Origin of the sequence: Acidovorax facilis, assembly GCF_050626955.1 — a bacterium.
In the GTDB taxonomy this organism is placed as follows: domain Bacteria; phylum Pseudomonadota; class Gammaproteobacteria; order Burkholderiales; family Burkholderiaceae_C; genus Acidovorax; species Acidovorax facilis.
In genome coordinates, this window is record NZ_CP192460.1 from 482,269 (window position 1) to 496,465 (window position 14,197).

Consider the following 14,197-nt stretch of genomic DNA (forward strand, 5'->3'; position numbering starts at 1 on the left):
AGCGGCGGAGAGTCAGCGGGGGATGTCATGGTCGCCTTTCGATGGATGCGGCCGGGCGTGCAAGGGAGCGCACCGGCCGCTGTTTCAGGGCTGTCAGGCTCAGGGAAGAACCTTGAGGTCTTTGACGAACGACGTGGTGTAGGTCTCTGTCAGCTTGACCTTGGCAGGGTCGATGAGCTTGGCGTCCACCAGGAAGTCGTAGCTGGCCTTGGCGCGTGCGTCGGTCATGATGCCGATGCCCATGGTGGCGGCGTCACCACCCGTGGCCATGCCCATTTCCTTGAGCTTGGCCACGCTGTAGGCGAGCTGCTCGTCGGTCATGTTGGGGTTGTCCTTCTTGATCAGTGCGTTGGCGGGGGCGGGGTCGGCCAGGTAGCTCTTCCAGCCTTCCATCGATGCCTTCACGAACGAGGCCACGGCGGCGCCGCGGTCCTTCACCGTCTTTTCCATGCACGAGATGGTGGTGGCGTACGCTGGGTAGCCCTGGTCGCTGAACATCAGCGTATTGGCCTTGACGCCCGCCTTGGCAATCGCAAACGGCTCAGATGTCAGGTAGCCCTGCTGCGCGGTGTTCTTGTCGGCCACGAAGGGCTGGATGTTGAAGGTGTAGGGGCGCGTCTGCGAGTCGGTGAAGCCGTACTTGGCCTTGAGCCAGGGCCAGTAGCCGCGCTGGGCCGACGAGGCGATCAGGATGGTTTTGCCCTTGAGGTCTTCGAATTTCTTAACGTCCTCGTGCGCGATGAGCACCTGCGGGTCCTTCTGGAACACGGCCGCCACGTTGACCACGGGCACACCGCCTTCACGCATCTGGATCATCTGCAGGTCGCTCGACCCCATTACACATTCGGCCTGGCCGGCGGCCATCATCTGCACGATGTTGACCTGCGGGCCGCCCATCTTGATGGTCACATCCAGCCCGTACTTTTTGTACAGACCGGTAGCCACCGCCTGGTAGAAGCCGCCATGCTCGGCCTGCGCGTACCAGTTGGTCATGTAGGTGAACTTTTCCTGCGCGTGGGCCTGCATGGTGCCGACGGCACCAACAGCGAGCAGCGCGGCTGCACCAAGTTTGGAAAGGCGGGAGGCGGTCTTCATCATGGTGGTACTCCGGTAGGGTGGTGGAGGTGGAACGAAGGGACAACGAAGGGGAAGGCGAAAAGGTTTTGCGGTGGCGTTCGCAGGTTTCAGGCCAGTGCGCTGGAGTGCTCCACGTGCCCGGTGTGATGGGCGCGGCCCCAGGTGGGCTCAGCGCGCCGTGCCCATTGCAGCTTGTGCAGCTCGGTGATGGCGGCGGCCCAGCTCACGGCCAGCGAGTCGAGGATGGCGTGGCCCTGTTCGGCCGTGGCGGGCAGCGGGTCGCCAATGATTCCGCTGGGGCCGAAGTCGCGCGCACTCCAGGCGCAGGCCGGGCGGCCGTCGGGTGAGAGCAGGGGCGAATCAAAAACGGGTGGGTAGTTGACTACCGCACGCTCCATGTGCACGGTGTCGGGGGCCAGCGCCAGCATCAACGCGGTCTCGGCGTGGCCTGCGTGCATCGCCAGCTTCTTTTCGGTGTCGGACAGGTACTTGCCCGCCACATGCGGCACACGCCAGGTGAAGCTGGGCACCACGATGAAGTCGCCATGGCGCAGGCGCAGCTCGCGGGCGCACATCTCCATCACCTGTGGCTGTCCGCCGTGGCCGTTGACGAACAGCAGCTTACGAAACCCCGCGCGGTACACCGACTCACCCACCTCGTTCATGGTGGCCAGCAGGGTCTCGCCGCTCAGTGTGACGGTGCCGGGGAAGTGCAGGTGCTCTTCGGACTTGCCGTAGGTGATCGGCGCCATCGCGAACGCAGGCACATCGGCCGGCAGGCGCGCCAGCGCGTGGCCCACCACGCCCGCGCTGATCACCGTGTCCACCGCACACGGCAGGTGCGGGCCGTGCTGCTCGGTGGCGCCGGTGGGCAGCACGATGACGGTGTTTTCCTTGTCGGGCAGGTCGGCGATCTCGGTCCAGCTCAGGTAGGGCAGGTAGCGGTGGGGCGGGTTGTAGCCGTGCAGCATCGGTGGTTCTTTCGTGAAGGAAGGCGTTGTCAGCGCAAGGGGAGGTAGGCCGTGGCCTCCACCTCGATGAGGATGTCGGGGGTGGGCAACATGCCGCTCACTTCCACTACGGTGGATGCGGGGGGCTCGCCAGGAAAGAACAGCTTGCGCACGCGGCTGTACTGTGGGAAGTGGTCCAGGTTCTTGAAGTACTGCACCAGCTTGAACACGTCGGACATCTGGCCGCCCGCCGCTTCAATGGTCTGGCGAATGCGGTCCAGCACATACCAGCTCTGCGCGAGGATGGGGCCCTCCTTGATGTCGCTGCTGAACTCGCCGGTGCGGCCAATCAGCGTGGCAGCTTCGTCAGGGATGTCGGCATAGCCAAGCACGATGCGGCTGGCGACAGGGTCCACGGCAATGATCCCGCTCAGGTAGATGAAGTCGCCTGCGCGGCGCCACGCGGCGTAGCGGGCCAGGGGCTGGGCGATACCTGGCGCAGGTACGGGCGCAGATGTGGGGCTCATGCGAGGCTCCTTGCGGACTGGGTGGTGGGCACATGCCAGGCAGCCGGTGCATGGCCGCTGGCCACGCGGCCTTGGCGCAGCACCACACGGCTTTGTGCGCGCGATGGAAAGCCCCAGTGGTCGGCCTGCGTGAAGACCAGCAGGTCGGCCACCGCACCGGGCTGCAGGGGCAGCGCCGTGGTGCCAGTGCGGCCGGTGCGCAGCCAGTCGGTGCGGCACAGCGATTCGCTCCACTGGTCGAAAGGTGCATCCAGCTGCGCCGCCAGCACGCCCGTGGCCAGGGCCTCCAGCGGGTCGAAGCTGCCCACAGGGCAGAACGGGTCTTGCACGTTGTCGCTGGCGACCAGCACCGGGATATCGCGTGCACGGGCTTCCTTCACCAGCGTCAGGCCACGCTGGCGCGGCGTGCGACCGGTGGTGGCGTCCTGCAGCAGCAGGTTGGTGATGGGCAGCGTGACCAGCGTGATGGGTTTTTGCGCGACGGCGTCGAGCGTGGCGAGCGCTGTGGCCTCGTCCTGTGCGGCCAACGCGCAGGTGTGCCCGCAGACCACATGGCCTTCAAAGCGCAGCTCCTTGATCAGTGCGGCCGTGGTCGCCAAGCCCTGTGCGCCGGGGTGCAGTTCTTCGTCCACATGCAGGTCCACGTTCAGCCCGTGGTGTTGTGCGGCTTCCAACAGGTGGCGCAGCGCCTGCGGGTCCCAGTTGGTGGAATGCACAAAGCCGCCCAGCAATGCGCCGGGGCCGCTGGCGGCCACGGTGGCGGCCAGCCGCAGGGCGGCGCTGCGGTCTGCGTACAGGTGCAAGGGGATCAGGCTCACGCGCTCCAGCGTGATGCGGTCGGCCCAGTCGTGGGCCAGTGCGCGCAACACGTTCCAGGCCAGTGGCTGCGCGTCGGGCTCCCACCAGTCGCAGTGGGTGCGCAGGTGGACGGTGCCTGCGTCGTAGGCCCATTGCAGCGCGCGGCTGGCGCGGGCGTGGATGTCTGCTTCGGTCCAGCTTTGGCGATCCACCATCATGGCCTCGATGGCACCCAGCAGGCCGGGTTTGACCTCTCCCATGCGCGGCAGGGTGAAGGCCTTGTCCAGGTGGGTGTGGGCATCGACCAGGCCGGGCAACACCAAGGCGCCCGCTACGTCCCACACGGTGCCATGTGGCGCAGGCTGGGTGCCGTGGGGCACCACCTGCACGATGCGGCCCTGGGCCAGGTGCAGGTCGGCCAGTGCGGGCTGGTGGCCCTGCTGCGGCCACGCAGAGGGCAGCAGCCAGCGCGGCAACCGGGCGCGCAGGATGTGGTCGGGAGTGTTGGATGCGTGCATGCCGTGGCCCTTAGAACGTGGTCTTACGCAAAGCGCGCCATCGCCTGGCCCACGCGGGCCTTGAAGGCCGCCAGCCGGGGCGGTGTGGCCACGTTCATGTGGTAGTAGGCGTGGTAGTCCACCCGCGCCTTGCCGCCCGTGAGCAGGCGCATGTAGCGGGTGATGGACTTGCGCGGCGGGTCGCCCATGAACAGGGCCGTCCAGCGGGGGCGCCCGTAAGTGACCACGGCCGAGATGCGCTGGATGTGCGTGAGCGAGGGCTTGACGTTGTGCGGATCGCTGATGTCAAAGGCCACGCCGGGCATGAGCACGCGGTCGAAAAATCCCTTGAGCATCGCCGGCATGCCAAAGCACCAGGTGGGAAAGCAGAACACCACGGCTTCGGCCCAGAGCAAGCGGTCCACGTAGCCTTGCACGGGCAACTGGTTGCTGGGCACCTCGTGGTAGCCCAGGCGCTCCTCGCGTGTCATCACGGGGTTGAAGCCCTCGGCGTACAGGTCGCAGTCGTCCACCTCATGGCCTGCGCCGCACAGCTGCTGCACCACCTCGGTGTGCAGGGCGGCGTTGTAGCTGGTCTCTACCGGGTGGCAATAGATCACGAGGATGCGCATGGCGGGGCTTCCTGGTTGTTGAAGTTCAGAGGTCGAGCGTGAGCGTGGGCCCGTGGCAGCGTGCGCAGCACACGGCGACGTGGGTGGCTTGCTCTGCTGCGCTCAGGCAGTTGTCGCGGTGGTCGGGCTCGCCGTCCAGCCAGCGGGTGACGCAGGTACCGCACACGCCCTGCTCGCACAGGGTTTCCAGCGGCACGCCAGCGAGCTGCAGCACGTCGGCCATGCTCTCGCCGGGGCCAACGGGCAAGCGCATCTGGCTGCGCTGCAGGATCAGCTCGAACGTGTGTTCTGTGCGGGTGGCGCTGGCGGTGTCAGGGGCTGTCTGCATTGTTTGACCATGTGATTTGATCGATTGGTCAAACTATTGCAAAGGCTGTGCCAGCCACAGAAATCGGTCAAACGTCTTTGTGGTGGATCAACGCGGCCTGAAAGGGGCTTTTGACGCCGCGTGCTGGTGCAAATTGCCCGGGTTTCGCCCCTCGGGCACCCAAGGGATGCCCAGAATGGGGCGGGGGCCTTAGTCTGGTGCGAGGCCGCAGCCCAGCAGCACAAAGCTGGTGAGTTCACGCACGATGGGCTCGCGGTCGATGGGCTCGTCGGGCGCCAGGCCCAGCATGATGTGCACCTGCACGCCGTAGTCGGCGTAGTGCTGCGTCATGCCCCAGATCTGCATGAGCAGCAGCGTGGGGTTGACGGCGCGCATGCGGCCTTCGGCAATCCAGCGGTTGATGAGGTCCACCTTCTGCTGGGTGGACTTGACGGCCACGGGCCAGTATTTGCCCAGGTTGCGCCCACCGCCCAGCACCTCGGTGGTGAAGATGCGCGACAGGCCCGGGTTGTCCAGCGCGTAGTCGAGCTTCTTGCGCACGTAGCTGCTCAACACCTTCTTGGGATCGTCGCTGTTGCTGTCAAAAATGAAGGCGCCCGACCAGCCGTTGAGCACCGAGTACAGCAGCTCTTCATACAGCTCTTCCTTGCTGCTGATGTAGTAGTGCAGCTGGGGCTTGGTCAGGCCCGCGCGCTCGGCAATGGCCTTGGTGGATGCCCCTTTGAACCCATGGCGGCTGAACTCGGCAACCGCCGCCTCGCGGATGGCGGTGAGGATGCGCTCGCGCCCTTGTTTGGCGCGGCCCAGGAGTGCGCCTGAGGCGACATCGGTTTCGGTTTCAGTCATGGACGGGCGGGGTGCAGGATGCGCGGCTTGCAAGAGACAACAGGTAGAAGATAGCGATTTTGCGCGCTACTGCTCGCTTCACGCTTTCCAGAAGCCGATGTGGGGAACGCTGGCCTCCTCGATCAGCGCGGGGCCAATGCACTCGATGGAATGGGGCGATGCTGCGAACACATCGCGGCAGGACAGCTCTGCATCGCGTTGTTCCGCTCGCTCGCCGCGATAGACCCGCAGGCGAACGGCGTCAATGCCAAACACCACGCGACCGATGCCAGACCAGAAAATTGCGCCTGCGCACATCACGCAGGGCTCGGCCGACGAGTACAGCGTGGCCTTGGCCAGTGCATCGCGGCCCACGCGGGGGCTGAGCTGGCGCACGGCGTTGGTTTCGGCATGGCCCGTGCAGTCGCCGGTTTCGGTGGTGTTGCAGTAGGCCTCGGCAAGCAGTTCGCCGCCTGCGCCCACCACCACGGCGCCAAATGGACGATTGCCGCGCGCTCGTGCCGTGCAGGACCAGACGATGGCCTGGCGCAGGTAGGTGCCGTCGGTGTCGTTGATGGACGTGGGGTCGTCAAAACTGGCAGGGCGTGCAGACATGAGCGCGTGCATGGGGTGTCTCCGTCGATGGTGGGTTGGTGGCTGTCGTTGTGCAACGCCAGGCCGTCTGCACGCCCGCCGTTGTGGTGCGGGGCGCTATGCATTTGGCATGCCAATCACAATCAGTGACATGTGTGCATGGCTTTCGGCGCGCTGTACACAAGCGCTCTGACTTTGCGCGGGCACAAACCCAAGGCGTTGTGGGCATTCTTCTTGCATCGCCATTGGCAAGAGTAGAAGCGTTCACTGCGTTGCCCCCTGTGCAGTCCTGCACGACGCGATGCCAGTCGGAAATTGCTCTTGAAGCCCGCTGTGCGCACAGCGGTGTGCGCTTGCACACCGGGGCTTCAAGGGTTGAACGGACGGCCGCAGCAGGTGGTGCCAAACGCTCTTGAAGCACCCAGCGGGAGGGCCTTTCTTCCTTCCACTTGTCTTCAGGAGAACTGCATGACCACCACCACCGCCACCTACGACCTCGCCGAGCTGCAAAAAGAAACGCGCATGGGCGCGATGGGCTCGGAAACCGCGAGCCGCGAGATCCGCCGCATCGACCTCAGCCACTTTGCTCAGCGCAAGACCGAGATTGCCGACCAGCTATGGGACGCCGCAGTCGATGTCGGCTTTTTCCAGATCGTGAACCACGGCATTGACCTGGCCGAGGTGCACAAAGCCTTTGCGATGACCGAGCGCTTCTTTGCGCTGCCGCATGCCGTGAAGGCGCAGTACCCGCTCAAGAAGGCGCTCAACGTGGGCTGGGAGAGCCGCGCGCAGGTGCGTCCCTCCACCGGTACACCGGACCAGAAGGAGTCGTACCAGATCACCCGCCCGCACATGGCAGGACTGTGGCCCACCGACGAGGAGCTGGCGGGCTTTCAATCCACCATGCTGAACTTTGAGGGCCAGTGCTGGCAGGTGGCCATGCAGGTGCTGTCGTGTTTTGCGTGGAAGCTGGGGTTTGACGAGGCCTTCTTTGCCCGCGCGCATGACCCAGCACAGGCCAGCTACCAAAGCACCCTGCGCCTGCTGCACTACTTTGCGACCCCGCCCGAGCAACAAGCCAGCCTGGGCCTGTGGCGCGCCGGGGCGCATACCGACTTTGATTGCATGACCCTGCTCTTTCAGCGCCAGGGCCAGGGCGGCCTGCAGGTGTGCCCGGGCAAGGAGATGGACACCCAGGCCTGGACCTCGGTGGAGCCCGACGAGCAGGCCATCACCTGCAATATCGGCGACATGCTGATGCGCTGGAGCGACGACCAGCTGCCCAGCAACTTCCACCGTGTGAAGAACCCGCTGCCGGGCGAGTACATGGGCCCGCGCTACAGCATTGCCTTCTTTGCCCAGGCCAACCGCGACGCCATCATCGAAGGGCCGGGCAAGAAGTACCCGGCGATTGCTGCGGGTGACTACCTGAACCAGCGGGTGGCGGCCAACTTCAAGGCGTACTGATGGCGCGTAGGCCGCCGGTGGCCGTGCGGCTTACAGCCAGGGCTGGAGCCAGCCCAGCCCGTCGGATGTGGCATGGGGCGCCGCGCCGCGTGCCGGGCGGTATTCGCAGCCAATCCAGCCGTCGTAGCCTAGGCTGTCCAGCAGCTTGAACAAATAGGTGTAGTTCAGCTCGCCCACATCGGGCTCGTGGCGCTCGGGCACACCGGCAATCTGGAAGTGGCCGACGTTGCCGGTGGGCAGGTACTGGCGCACCTTCATGGCCAGGTCGCCTTCCACGATCTGGCAGTGGTACAGGTCCATCTGCACCTTCACGTTGGGGGCACCGATCTCGGCGATCAGCGCATGGGCCTGGTCCTGGCGGCTCAGGAAGAAGCCGGGCATGTCGCGGCCGTTGATGGGCTCCAGCAGGATCTGGATGCCATGGGGCGCGGCCTGTTCGGCCGCGTAGCGCACGTTGGCGATGTAGGTGGCGTGCACGGTGGCCGCATCTGCACCCTGGGGCACCAGCCCGGCCATCACGTGGATGCGGGGGCATTGCAGGGCCTGGGCGTATTCAACCGCTTTGGTAATGCCGTCGCGGAACTCGGCCTCACGCCCGGGCAGGCAGGCCAGCCCGCGCTCGCCCGCGTCCCAGTTACCGGGCGGGGCGTTGAACAGCACCTGCTGCAGGCCGCTGGCCTGCAGGCGCGCGGCCAGTTCTTGCGCCGGGTAGGCGTAGGGAAAAAGGTACTCCACCGCCTTGAAGCCATCGCGCGCGGCGGCGGCAAAACGGTCAAGAAAGTCCACGTCGTTGTAGAGCATGGACAGGTTGGCGGCAAAGCGGGGCATGAAAGATTCCTGTGAAAAAAGCGGTCAGCGGCGCGGTGCGCTGGTGAGCACCTGCGCCAGCCGGTCTTGGTAAAAGCGCGCCAGGCCCACCGTGCTGTGGCCGATGGTGTCGGCGCTGGCAGGGATCACGTAGGCCTGGGCGTGGGGGATGCGGGCGATGGCTTTGTCCAGCACACCCAGCTCGGGTGGGTTGCGCTCATCGTCTGCCGAGTTGATGGCCAGCACGCGTGCGGTGATGCGTTCCAGCCCGGGCTCGGGGTCGTAGTCGCGCGATGCTTCCCACTGGTAGATGTGGTCGTTGGCATCGCCGCGGAAAGGGGCCTTGAGGCGTTGCTCCACCAGCGCATCGGCCGCAGCGCGGTTGGGGGCCAGCTTTTGCAAGCCTTGATTGCCACCGTTGGTGCCCGTGCCAAAGAACACCGACGCAAACTGCAGGCTTCGGGGCTGGCGGGTGTAGTTGCCGCCCTGCCATTCGGGATCGTTGCGGATGGCATCCACCAGCAGGCGGCGCATCATCCAGTTGCGGCCTGACATGGCGGCGGGCAGCGAGGCCATGGGCACGGCAATGTCCATGAAGTCCGGGTGGCGCTGGGCCCACACCCAGGTGTGCATGCCGCCCATGGAGTTGCCAATGATGGCGCGCACATGGCGCACGCCCAGGTGCTCGGTCAACAGGCGGTACTGCGCCTGCACCATGTCGTCATAGTTGTAGGCTGGAAAGGCAGCGCGCAGGCCGTCTGATGGCTTGCTGGAGCGGCCGGTGCCGATGGCGTCCGGCAGGATGATGAAGTGCTTGCGTGCATCCAGCGGCTGGCCAGGGCCAAACAGCGTGCCTGCAAAGCCGGGTGTGAGCATGCTCTCTGCCGAGCCATTGGTGCCATGCAGCACCAGCACGGGCTCTCCGGTGGGCTCGCCCACGGTGGAGTAGGCCAGCTTGAGTTCGGGCAGGGTCTGGCCGGTGTGGAAGCGGAAGTCCTTGACGACCCATTCCCCATGCTTGGGTGCGGGGTAGTCCGCAGCCGTTGCGCCGCCGGTGGCCAGCACGCCCAGCAACACGGGGGCAAAGGCTTTGCGCCAGAAAGAGAGGGTCATGGTGTGTCTCCTTGTGTGTGTTCTTTCATCCCCGCGCCTTGTGCGCAGCCCGTCCGTTACCAGTTACCAGTGGGCACCAAAGCTCTGGCGCAGCTCTTCGATCTGGGGCTCGGTCAGCGGCGTGAGGCGGGGCTGGCAAAGCATCCACAGGCGCGCGGTTTCTTCCAGCTCTTCCAGCACAGCCATGGCGGCGGCAGGCGTGTCGTGCCACACATTGGGCCCAAGCCGCGCCAGCATCACGGCGCGCACAGGGCTGCCCTGTGTGGCATAGCGGGTGATGGTCTGCGCCACCAGTGCTGCCGCTGCGGCATCACCCGGGCGGTGGTAGGGGATGTGCGGCACCCGGCCCACCTTCATGACGAAGTAGGGCGTGATGGGCGGCAGCAATTGCGCATCGGGCGCCAGCTGGCCACCTGCAGCGGTGTCGGCTTGCAGCGAGCACGCCACCAGATGCGTGCTGTGCGTGTGGATCACGCAGCGGGCCGGTGCGGCTGTCGATGCCGATGCCTCGTAAATCTGCCGGTGCAGCGCAATGGTCTTACTGGCCCGGTCGCCCGCCACCTGCTGGCCTTGTGCGTCCAGGCGCGCCAGCCGCTCGGGCTGCAGCGTGCCCAGGCAGGCATCGGTGGGGGTGATGAGGTAACCGTCGGCCAGGCGCACGCTGATGTTGCCTGCGGTGGCATGCACATAGCCCCGCTCAAACAGGCTGCGGCCCACGCGGCAGATTTCGTCGCGGGCTTGGCGCTCATCCATGAAGGCGGGGGTAGAGGTCATGCCAACAATTGTGCAAAAGCCTTGGTGAAAAAATCGGTGCTACCAAAATTGCCCGACTTCAGCGTGATGTGCAGCCCGTCCTTGGCGTCCGGGGCCACCGCATGGCACCACGGCACGCCGGGGTCAATCTGCGCGCCAATGCGCATCTGCGTGATGCCCAGTGCCTGCACACAGGCGCCGGAGGTTTCGCCACCCGCCACGATGAGCTGGCGCACACCGCGCTGCACCAGGCCGCGTGCAATGGCGGCAATGGTTTCCTCCACCATGGCACCGGCTTTTTCGGAGCCCAGTTTGCCTTGAATGGCGCGCACGGCCGAGGGCTCGGCGGTGGAATACACCAGCACCGGGCCCTGGCCGATGTGGTCTTCGGCCCAGGCCAGCGCTTCGGCGGCCACGTCCACGCCTGCGGCGATGCGCAGCGGGTCGATGGCCAGGGCTGGCTTGCCCGCCTTGATGAAATCCATGACCTGCTGGTTGGTGGCCACCGAGCAGCTGCCCGACACGATGGCCTGCAGCCCTTGCGCGGCGGGGAGGCGGGCTGCCTCGTTGCTGGGGGCCACGCCAAAGTTGCCCGGCAGGCCAATGGCCACGCCGGAGCCTGCGGTGACCAGCGGCATGCCCTTGAGCGCAGGGCCCAGGCGCAGCAGGTCGGCGTTGGACACCGCATCGACCACGGCCATGCGCACACCCTCGGCCTTGAGTTGGTCGATGCGCGCGCGGATGGCAGCCTCGCCCTGTGCGACCACACTGTGGTCGATCAGGCCCACGCGGCTGGCCGTCTGCGCTTGCAGCACGCGCACCAGGTTGGGGTCGGTCATGGGCGTGAGCGGGTGGTTTTGCATGCCGCTCTCGTTCAGCAGCACATCGCCCACAAATAGGTAACCCTTGAACACGGTGCGCTTGTTGTCGGGGAAGGCGGGCGTGGCGATGGTGAAGTCGGTGCCCAGGGCCTGCATCAGTGCATCGGTCACGGGGCCGATGTTGCCTTCGGCCGTGCTGTCAAAGGTGGAGCAGTACTTGAAGTAGATCTGCTCCGCGCCCTGTGCCTGCAGCCACTGTAGCGCCGCTAGCGACTGGGCAATGGCTTCTTGTTTGGGGATAGTGCGCGACTTGAGCGCGACCACGATGGCATCGGCCTCGGTATCCAAAGGGGCCCGGGGCACGCCCATGGCCTGCACCACGCGCATGCCTGCGCGCACCAAGTTGTTGGCCAAGTCGGTCGCGCCGGTGAAGTCGTCGGCAATGCAGCCCAGCAACGCGCGTGTCATGCCTTCTCCTTTCCTTCGGGCAACGTGATGCCAGGGAAGATCTTGATCACGGCGCTGTCATCTTCCTTGGCAAAGCCTGCGGTGGAGGCTTGCATGAACATCTGGTGCGCAGTGGCCGCCAGCGGCAGGGGAAATTTGCTGGCGCGTGCGGTGTCCAGCACCAAGCCCAGGTCCTTCACGAAGATGTCTACAGCCGACAGCGGCGTGTAGTCGCCCGCCAGCACATGGGCCATGCGGTTTTCAAACATCCAGCTGTTGCCCGCGCTGTTCGTGATCACTTCATACAAGGCGCTGGCTTCCACGCCTTCGCGCAGGCCCAGGGCCATGGCTTCGGCGGCCACGGCAATGTGCACACCGGCCAGTAACTGGTTGATGATCTTGACCTTGCTGCCGGCGCCCGCCTTGTCGCCCAGGCGGTACACCTTGCCTGCCATGCCGTCGAGCACGGCACCCGCAGCGGCATAGGCCTCGGGCTTGGCCGAGGTCATCATGGTCATTTGGCCTGATGCGGCCTTGGCGGCGCCACCGGAGATGGGCGCGTCCACATAGTGCAGGCCTAGGACGTTCAGGCGGGCTTCCAGCGCCACGGACCAGTTGGGGTCCACCGTGGAGCACATCACAAAGGTGCTGCCGGGGCGCATTGCCGCTGCTGCGCCACCTTGGCCATCGTCGCCGAACAGCACGCTCTCGGTCTGCGCCGCGTTGACCACCACCGACACCACCACATCACTCGCCGCTGCCAGCGCAGCGGTGTTGGCGTGGGCTGTGCCGCCGTCCGCGACAAAGGCATCGGCCACGCCGGGGCGCACGTCGCACACGTGGATGGTGAAACCGTTGTTGCGCAGGGTTTTGGCAATGCCAGCGCCCATGGCGCCCAGGCCGATGATGCCGACGGTGGGTTGGGTCATAGTGGTGTCTTTCTAGAGCAAAGAGAAAAAATTAGGCAACGGCCACCCAGAGCAGGGCGGTCATTGCAAAACCTGCGATGCCCAGCACAGTGGTCAGCACGGTCCAGGTGCGCAGGCCATCACCCACGCTCAGGCCCAGGTAGCGGGTCACGATCCAGAAGCCCGAATCGTTGACGTGCGACAGGCCCAGGCTGCCGAAGCCAATGGCAACCGTGAGCAGCGCCACTTGCAAGGGGGAATACCCGCCACCGGCCATTGCATCGGCCAGCAGGCCGCAGGTGGTGATGATGGCCACGGTGGCCGAACCCTGGGCGGCACGCAGCGCCAGCGAGATGATGAACGCCAGCAGGATGAGCGGCAGGTGCGTGGCCGTGAGGCTCTGCGACAGCGCCGTGCCAATGCCGCTGGCGGTGAGCACCTTGGCAAACACGCCACCCGCGCCCGTCACCAGGATCACGGTGGCGGCGGGGGGCAGGGCGGATTCCATGATGGCGTTGGTGCGTTCACGGTTCCAACCCTGGTTGCGGCCCAGCAGAAACATGGCCAGGCCCACGGCCACCATCAGCGCAAAGATGGGCGAGCCGATGAAGCCCAGCACGTTGCGCAGGCTGTCGCCCTTGGGCAGCAGCGTGGCGCCGGTGGTGCCAGCCATGATGAGGGCCAGTGGGATCAGGATGAGCGCCATGATGGTGCCCACGCCGGGGGCAACGGCAGCCTTGGGGGCCTTGGAGTCCGCGCCTTCTTGGCTGCTGCCAAAGGCCGCAAACTGCTCTGCCGTGGTTGGCAGCATAGGGTAGCCCTTGCGGTTGAGCCAGCCCGACACGACCTGCGACAGCGCTGCGAGCGGGATGCAGATGGCCAGGCCAATGATGGTGATCCAGCCAATATCGCCCTTGACGATGGCTGCCCCACCCACGATGCCGGGGTGCGGTGGCACCACCACGTGTGCGGCCAGCATGATGCCCGCTACGGGCAGGCCGAATTTGATGGGGTTGACCCCCGCCGCCTTGCAAAAGCCGTAGACGATGGGCACCAGGATGATGAAGCCCACATCAAAAAACACCGGGATGGCCAGCACCAGCGCGGCGGCCGTGAGGGCCGTGGGCACCCGCGTGGGCCCCAGCAGCTGCGTGAAGCGGTTGGCCAGGCTGGCTGCGCCGCCCGAGACCTCGATCATCCGTCCCAGCATGGAACCCAGCGCCACCAGGATGGCGACCGAACCCAGCGTGCCGCCCATGCCCGCAATCAGCGTGCTGATGATGTCGCCGATGGGCATGCCCGTGGCGAAGGCGACGAGAAAGCTCACGAGCATCATGGCCACGAAGGCGTGGACTTGCCAACGGATGATGAGCAACAGAAGCAGGGCAATGCTGCCGGCGCCGATTCCGAGAAGTGCGAGGGTGGACATGTGAGGGATATCTCCGGGATGGAAGGGTGGGAGACGGAGCAACGGGTCAGTGCAAGCGGCCGATTTGCAGCTCCTGTCGGTACCTTGATTGATGTGCTTATATGGTTATCATACAAATTACCGCGTTCTATTCCGCTTCGGGTTAACCCGTATCGGTAGCCATCTGCGGCGGGCGCTACGCTCGTGTTTACAAGGTTTTTTGCTATCTAGCGCTTATCTGTTAA

At 65.6% G+C, this 14,197-nt stretch carries 15 protein-coding genes; 1 reads left to right on the plus strand and 14 read right to left on the minus strand.

Annotated elements, in window-relative coordinates; all coding sequences use genetic code 11:
• Positions 1 to 99 precede the first annotated feature (99 nt).
• The 8 genes from ACQ4MJ_RS02195 to ACQ4MJ_RS02230 form a co-directional block, all read right to left on the minus strand.
• Positions 100 to 1,098: an ABC transporter substrate-binding protein gene (locus ACQ4MJ_RS02195; protein ID WP_431150354.1), complete on the minus strand. Its 999-nt coding sequence runs from the start codon at positions 1,096 to 1,098 to the stop codon at positions 100 to 102.
• Positions 1,099 to 1,184: 86 nt separating this feature from the next.
• Positions 1,185 to 2,048: a creatininase family protein gene (locus tag ACQ4MJ_RS02200; RefSeq protein WP_431150353.1), complete on the minus strand. Its 864-nt coding sequence runs from the start codon at positions 2,046 to 2,048 to the stop codon at positions 1,185 to 1,187.
• 29 nt (positions 2,049 to 2,077) lie between these two features.
• Positions 2,078 to 2,554: a RidA family protein gene (locus ACQ4MJ_RS02205; protein ID WP_431150351.1), complete on the minus strand. Its 477-nt coding sequence runs from the start codon at positions 2,552 to 2,554 to the stop codon at positions 2,078 to 2,080.
• A complete protein-coding gene (locus ACQ4MJ_RS02210) occupies positions 2,551 to 3,870 on the minus strand; it encodes an amidohydrolase family protein (RefSeq protein WP_431150349.1) in 1,320 nt (439 codons plus the stop codon). Before ACQ4MJ_RS02210 ends, ACQ4MJ_RS02205 begins: the two co-directional genes overlap by 4 nt.
• 23 nt (positions 3,871 to 3,893) lie before the next feature.
• Positions 3,894 to 4,481, minus strand: coding sequence for an NAD(P)H-dependent oxidoreductase (locus ACQ4MJ_RS02215; protein WP_431150346.1), 588 nt, complete (start codon positions 4,479 to 4,481; stop codon positions 3,894 to 3,896).
• Between the two features lie 25 nt (positions 4,482 to 4,506).
• Positions 4,507 to 4,809, minus strand: a complete 303-nt coding sequence (locus tag ACQ4MJ_RS02220) for a 2Fe-2S iron-sulfur cluster-binding protein (protein WP_431150344.1) — start codon at positions 4,807 to 4,809, stop codon at positions 4,507 to 4,509.
• Positions 4,810 to 4,998: 189 nt separating this feature from the next.
• On the minus strand, positions 4,999 to 5,655 hold the full coding sequence (locus ACQ4MJ_RS02225) for a TetR/AcrR family transcriptional regulator (RefSeq protein WP_218300432.1): 657 nt from the start codon (positions 5,653 to 5,655) through the stop codon (positions 4,999 to 5,001).
• A 78-nt stretch (positions 5,656 to 5,733) separates the two neighbouring features.
• Positions 5,734 to 6,261: a nucleoside deaminase gene (locus ACQ4MJ_RS02230; protein ID WP_431150342.1), complete on the minus strand. Its 528-nt coding sequence runs from the start codon at positions 6,259 to 6,261 to the stop codon at positions 5,734 to 5,736.
• Between the two features lie 435 nt (positions 6,262 to 6,696).
• On the opposite strand from ACQ4MJ_RS02230, the gene ACQ4MJ_RS02235 reads away from it, so the two are divergent.
• Entirely contained in the window at positions 6,697 to 7,695 is a 999-nt protein-coding gene (locus tag ACQ4MJ_RS02235) for an isopenicillin N synthase family dioxygenase (protein WP_431150341.1), read from the plus strand.
• A gap of 30 nt (positions 7,696 to 7,725) precedes the next feature.
• On the opposite strand, the gene otnI is transcribed toward ACQ4MJ_RS02235, so the two are convergent.
• The 6 genes from otnI to ACQ4MJ_RS02265 all read right to left on the minus strand — a co-directional run bounded on the left by otnI (position 7,726) and on the right by ACQ4MJ_RS02265 (position 13,973).
• Positions 7,726 to 8,523: a 2-oxo-tetronate isomerase gene (gene otnI, locus ACQ4MJ_RS02240; protein ID WP_431150339.1), complete on the minus strand. Its 798-nt coding sequence runs from the start codon at positions 8,521 to 8,523 to the stop codon at positions 7,726 to 7,728.
• 24 nt (positions 8,524 to 8,547) lie between these two features.
• Positions 8,548 to 9,615, minus strand: a complete 1,068-nt coding sequence (locus tag ACQ4MJ_RS02245; RefSeq protein WP_431150337.1) for an alpha/beta fold hydrolase — start codon at positions 9,613 to 9,615, stop codon at positions 8,548 to 8,550.
• A 63-nt stretch (positions 9,616 to 9,678) separates the two neighbouring features.
• The gene (locus ACQ4MJ_RS02250) at positions 9,679 to 10,368 is read right to left on the minus strand and encodes an aldolase (RefSeq protein ID WP_431153124.1); all 690 of its coding nucleotides are present in this window, start codon (positions 10,366 to 10,368) and stop codon (positions 9,679 to 9,681) included.
• Between the two features lie 17 nt (positions 10,369 to 10,385).
• Positions 10,386 to 11,657 carry a 3-oxo-tetronate kinase gene (gene otnK, locus ACQ4MJ_RS02255; protein ID WP_431150335.1) on the minus strand — a complete coding sequence of 424 codons (1,272 nt, stop codon included), beginning with the start codon at positions 11,655 to 11,657 and terminating at the stop codon, positions 10,386 to 10,388.
• Entirely contained in the window at positions 11,654 to 12,565 is a 912-nt protein-coding gene (gene ltnD / locus ACQ4MJ_RS02260; RefSeq protein ID WP_431150333.1) for an L-threonate dehydrogenase, read from the minus strand. The genes otnK and ltnD overlap by 4 nt, the downstream gene beginning before the upstream one ends.
• 31 nt (positions 12,566 to 12,596) lie before the next feature.
• Positions 12,597 to 13,973, minus strand: coding sequence for a GntP family transporter (locus ACQ4MJ_RS02265; protein ID WP_431150331.1), 1,377 nt, complete (start codon positions 13,971 to 13,973; stop codon positions 12,597 to 12,599).
• Positions 13,974 to 14,197 lie beyond the last annotated feature (224 nt).

What these genes read in the sequence shown, in the direction of transcription:
- otnI (WP_431150339.1), bottom strand. Translation starts at nt 8,523, where the DNA reads ATGCCCCGCTTTGCCGCCAACCTGTCCATGCTCTACAACGACGTGGAC.
- ACQ4MJ_RS02250 (WP_431153124.1), bottom strand. Translation starts at nt 10,368, where the DNA reads ATGGATGAGCGCCAAGCCCGCGACGAAATCTGCCGCGTGGGCCGCAGC.
- ACQ4MJ_RS02200 (WP_431150353.1), bottom strand. Translation starts at nt 2,048, where the DNA reads ATGCTGCACGGCTACAACCCGCCCCACCGCTACCTGCCCTACCTGAGC.
- ACQ4MJ_RS02220 (WP_431150344.1), bottom strand. Translation starts at nt 4,809, where the DNA reads ATGCAGACAGCCCCTGACACCGCCAGCGCCACCCGCACAGAACACACG.
- ACQ4MJ_RS02210 (WP_431150349.1), bottom strand. Translation starts at nt 3,870, where the DNA reads ATGCACGCATCCAACACTCCCGACCACATCCTGCGCGCCCGGTTGCCG.
- ACQ4MJ_RS02235 (WP_431150341.1), top strand. Translation starts at nt 6,697, where the DNA reads ATGACCACCACCACCGCCACCTACGACCTCGCCGAGCTGCAAAAAGAA.
- ACQ4MJ_RS02205 (WP_431150351.1), bottom strand. Translation starts at nt 2,554, where the DNA reads ATGAGCCCCACATCTGCGCCCGTACCTGCGCCAGGTATCGCCCAGCCC.
- otnK (WP_431150335.1), bottom strand. Translation starts at nt 11,657, where the DNA reads ATGACACGCGCGTTGCTGGGCTGCATTGCCGACGACTTCACCGGCGCG.
- ACQ4MJ_RS02245 (WP_431150337.1), bottom strand. Translation starts at nt 9,615, where the DNA reads ATGACCCTCTCTTTCTGGCGCAAAGCCTTTGCCCCCGTGTTGCTGGGC.
- ltnD (WP_431150333.1), bottom strand. Translation starts at nt 12,565, where the DNA reads ATGACCCAACCCACCGTCGGCATCATCGGCCTGGGCGCCATGGGCGCT.
- ACQ4MJ_RS02265 (WP_431150331.1), bottom strand. Translation starts at nt 13,973, where the DNA reads ATGTCCACCCTCGCACTTCTCGGAATCGGCGCCGGCAGCATTGCCCTG.
- ACQ4MJ_RS02215 (WP_431150346.1), bottom strand. Translation starts at nt 4,481, where the DNA reads ATGCGCATCCTCGTGATCTATTGCCACCCGGTAGAGACCAGCTACAAC.
- ACQ4MJ_RS02230 (WP_431150342.1), bottom strand. Translation starts at nt 6,261, where the DNA reads ATGCACGCGCTCATGTCTGCACGCCCTGCCAGTTTTGACGACCCCACG.
- ACQ4MJ_RS02225 (WP_218300432.1), bottom strand. Translation starts at nt 5,655, where the DNA reads ATGACTGAAACCGAAACCGATGTCGCCTCAGGCGCACTCCTGGGCCGC.
- ACQ4MJ_RS02195 (WP_431150354.1), bottom strand. Translation starts at nt 1,098, where the DNA reads ATGATGAAGACCGCCTCCCGCCTTTCCAAACTTGGTGCAGCCGCGCTG.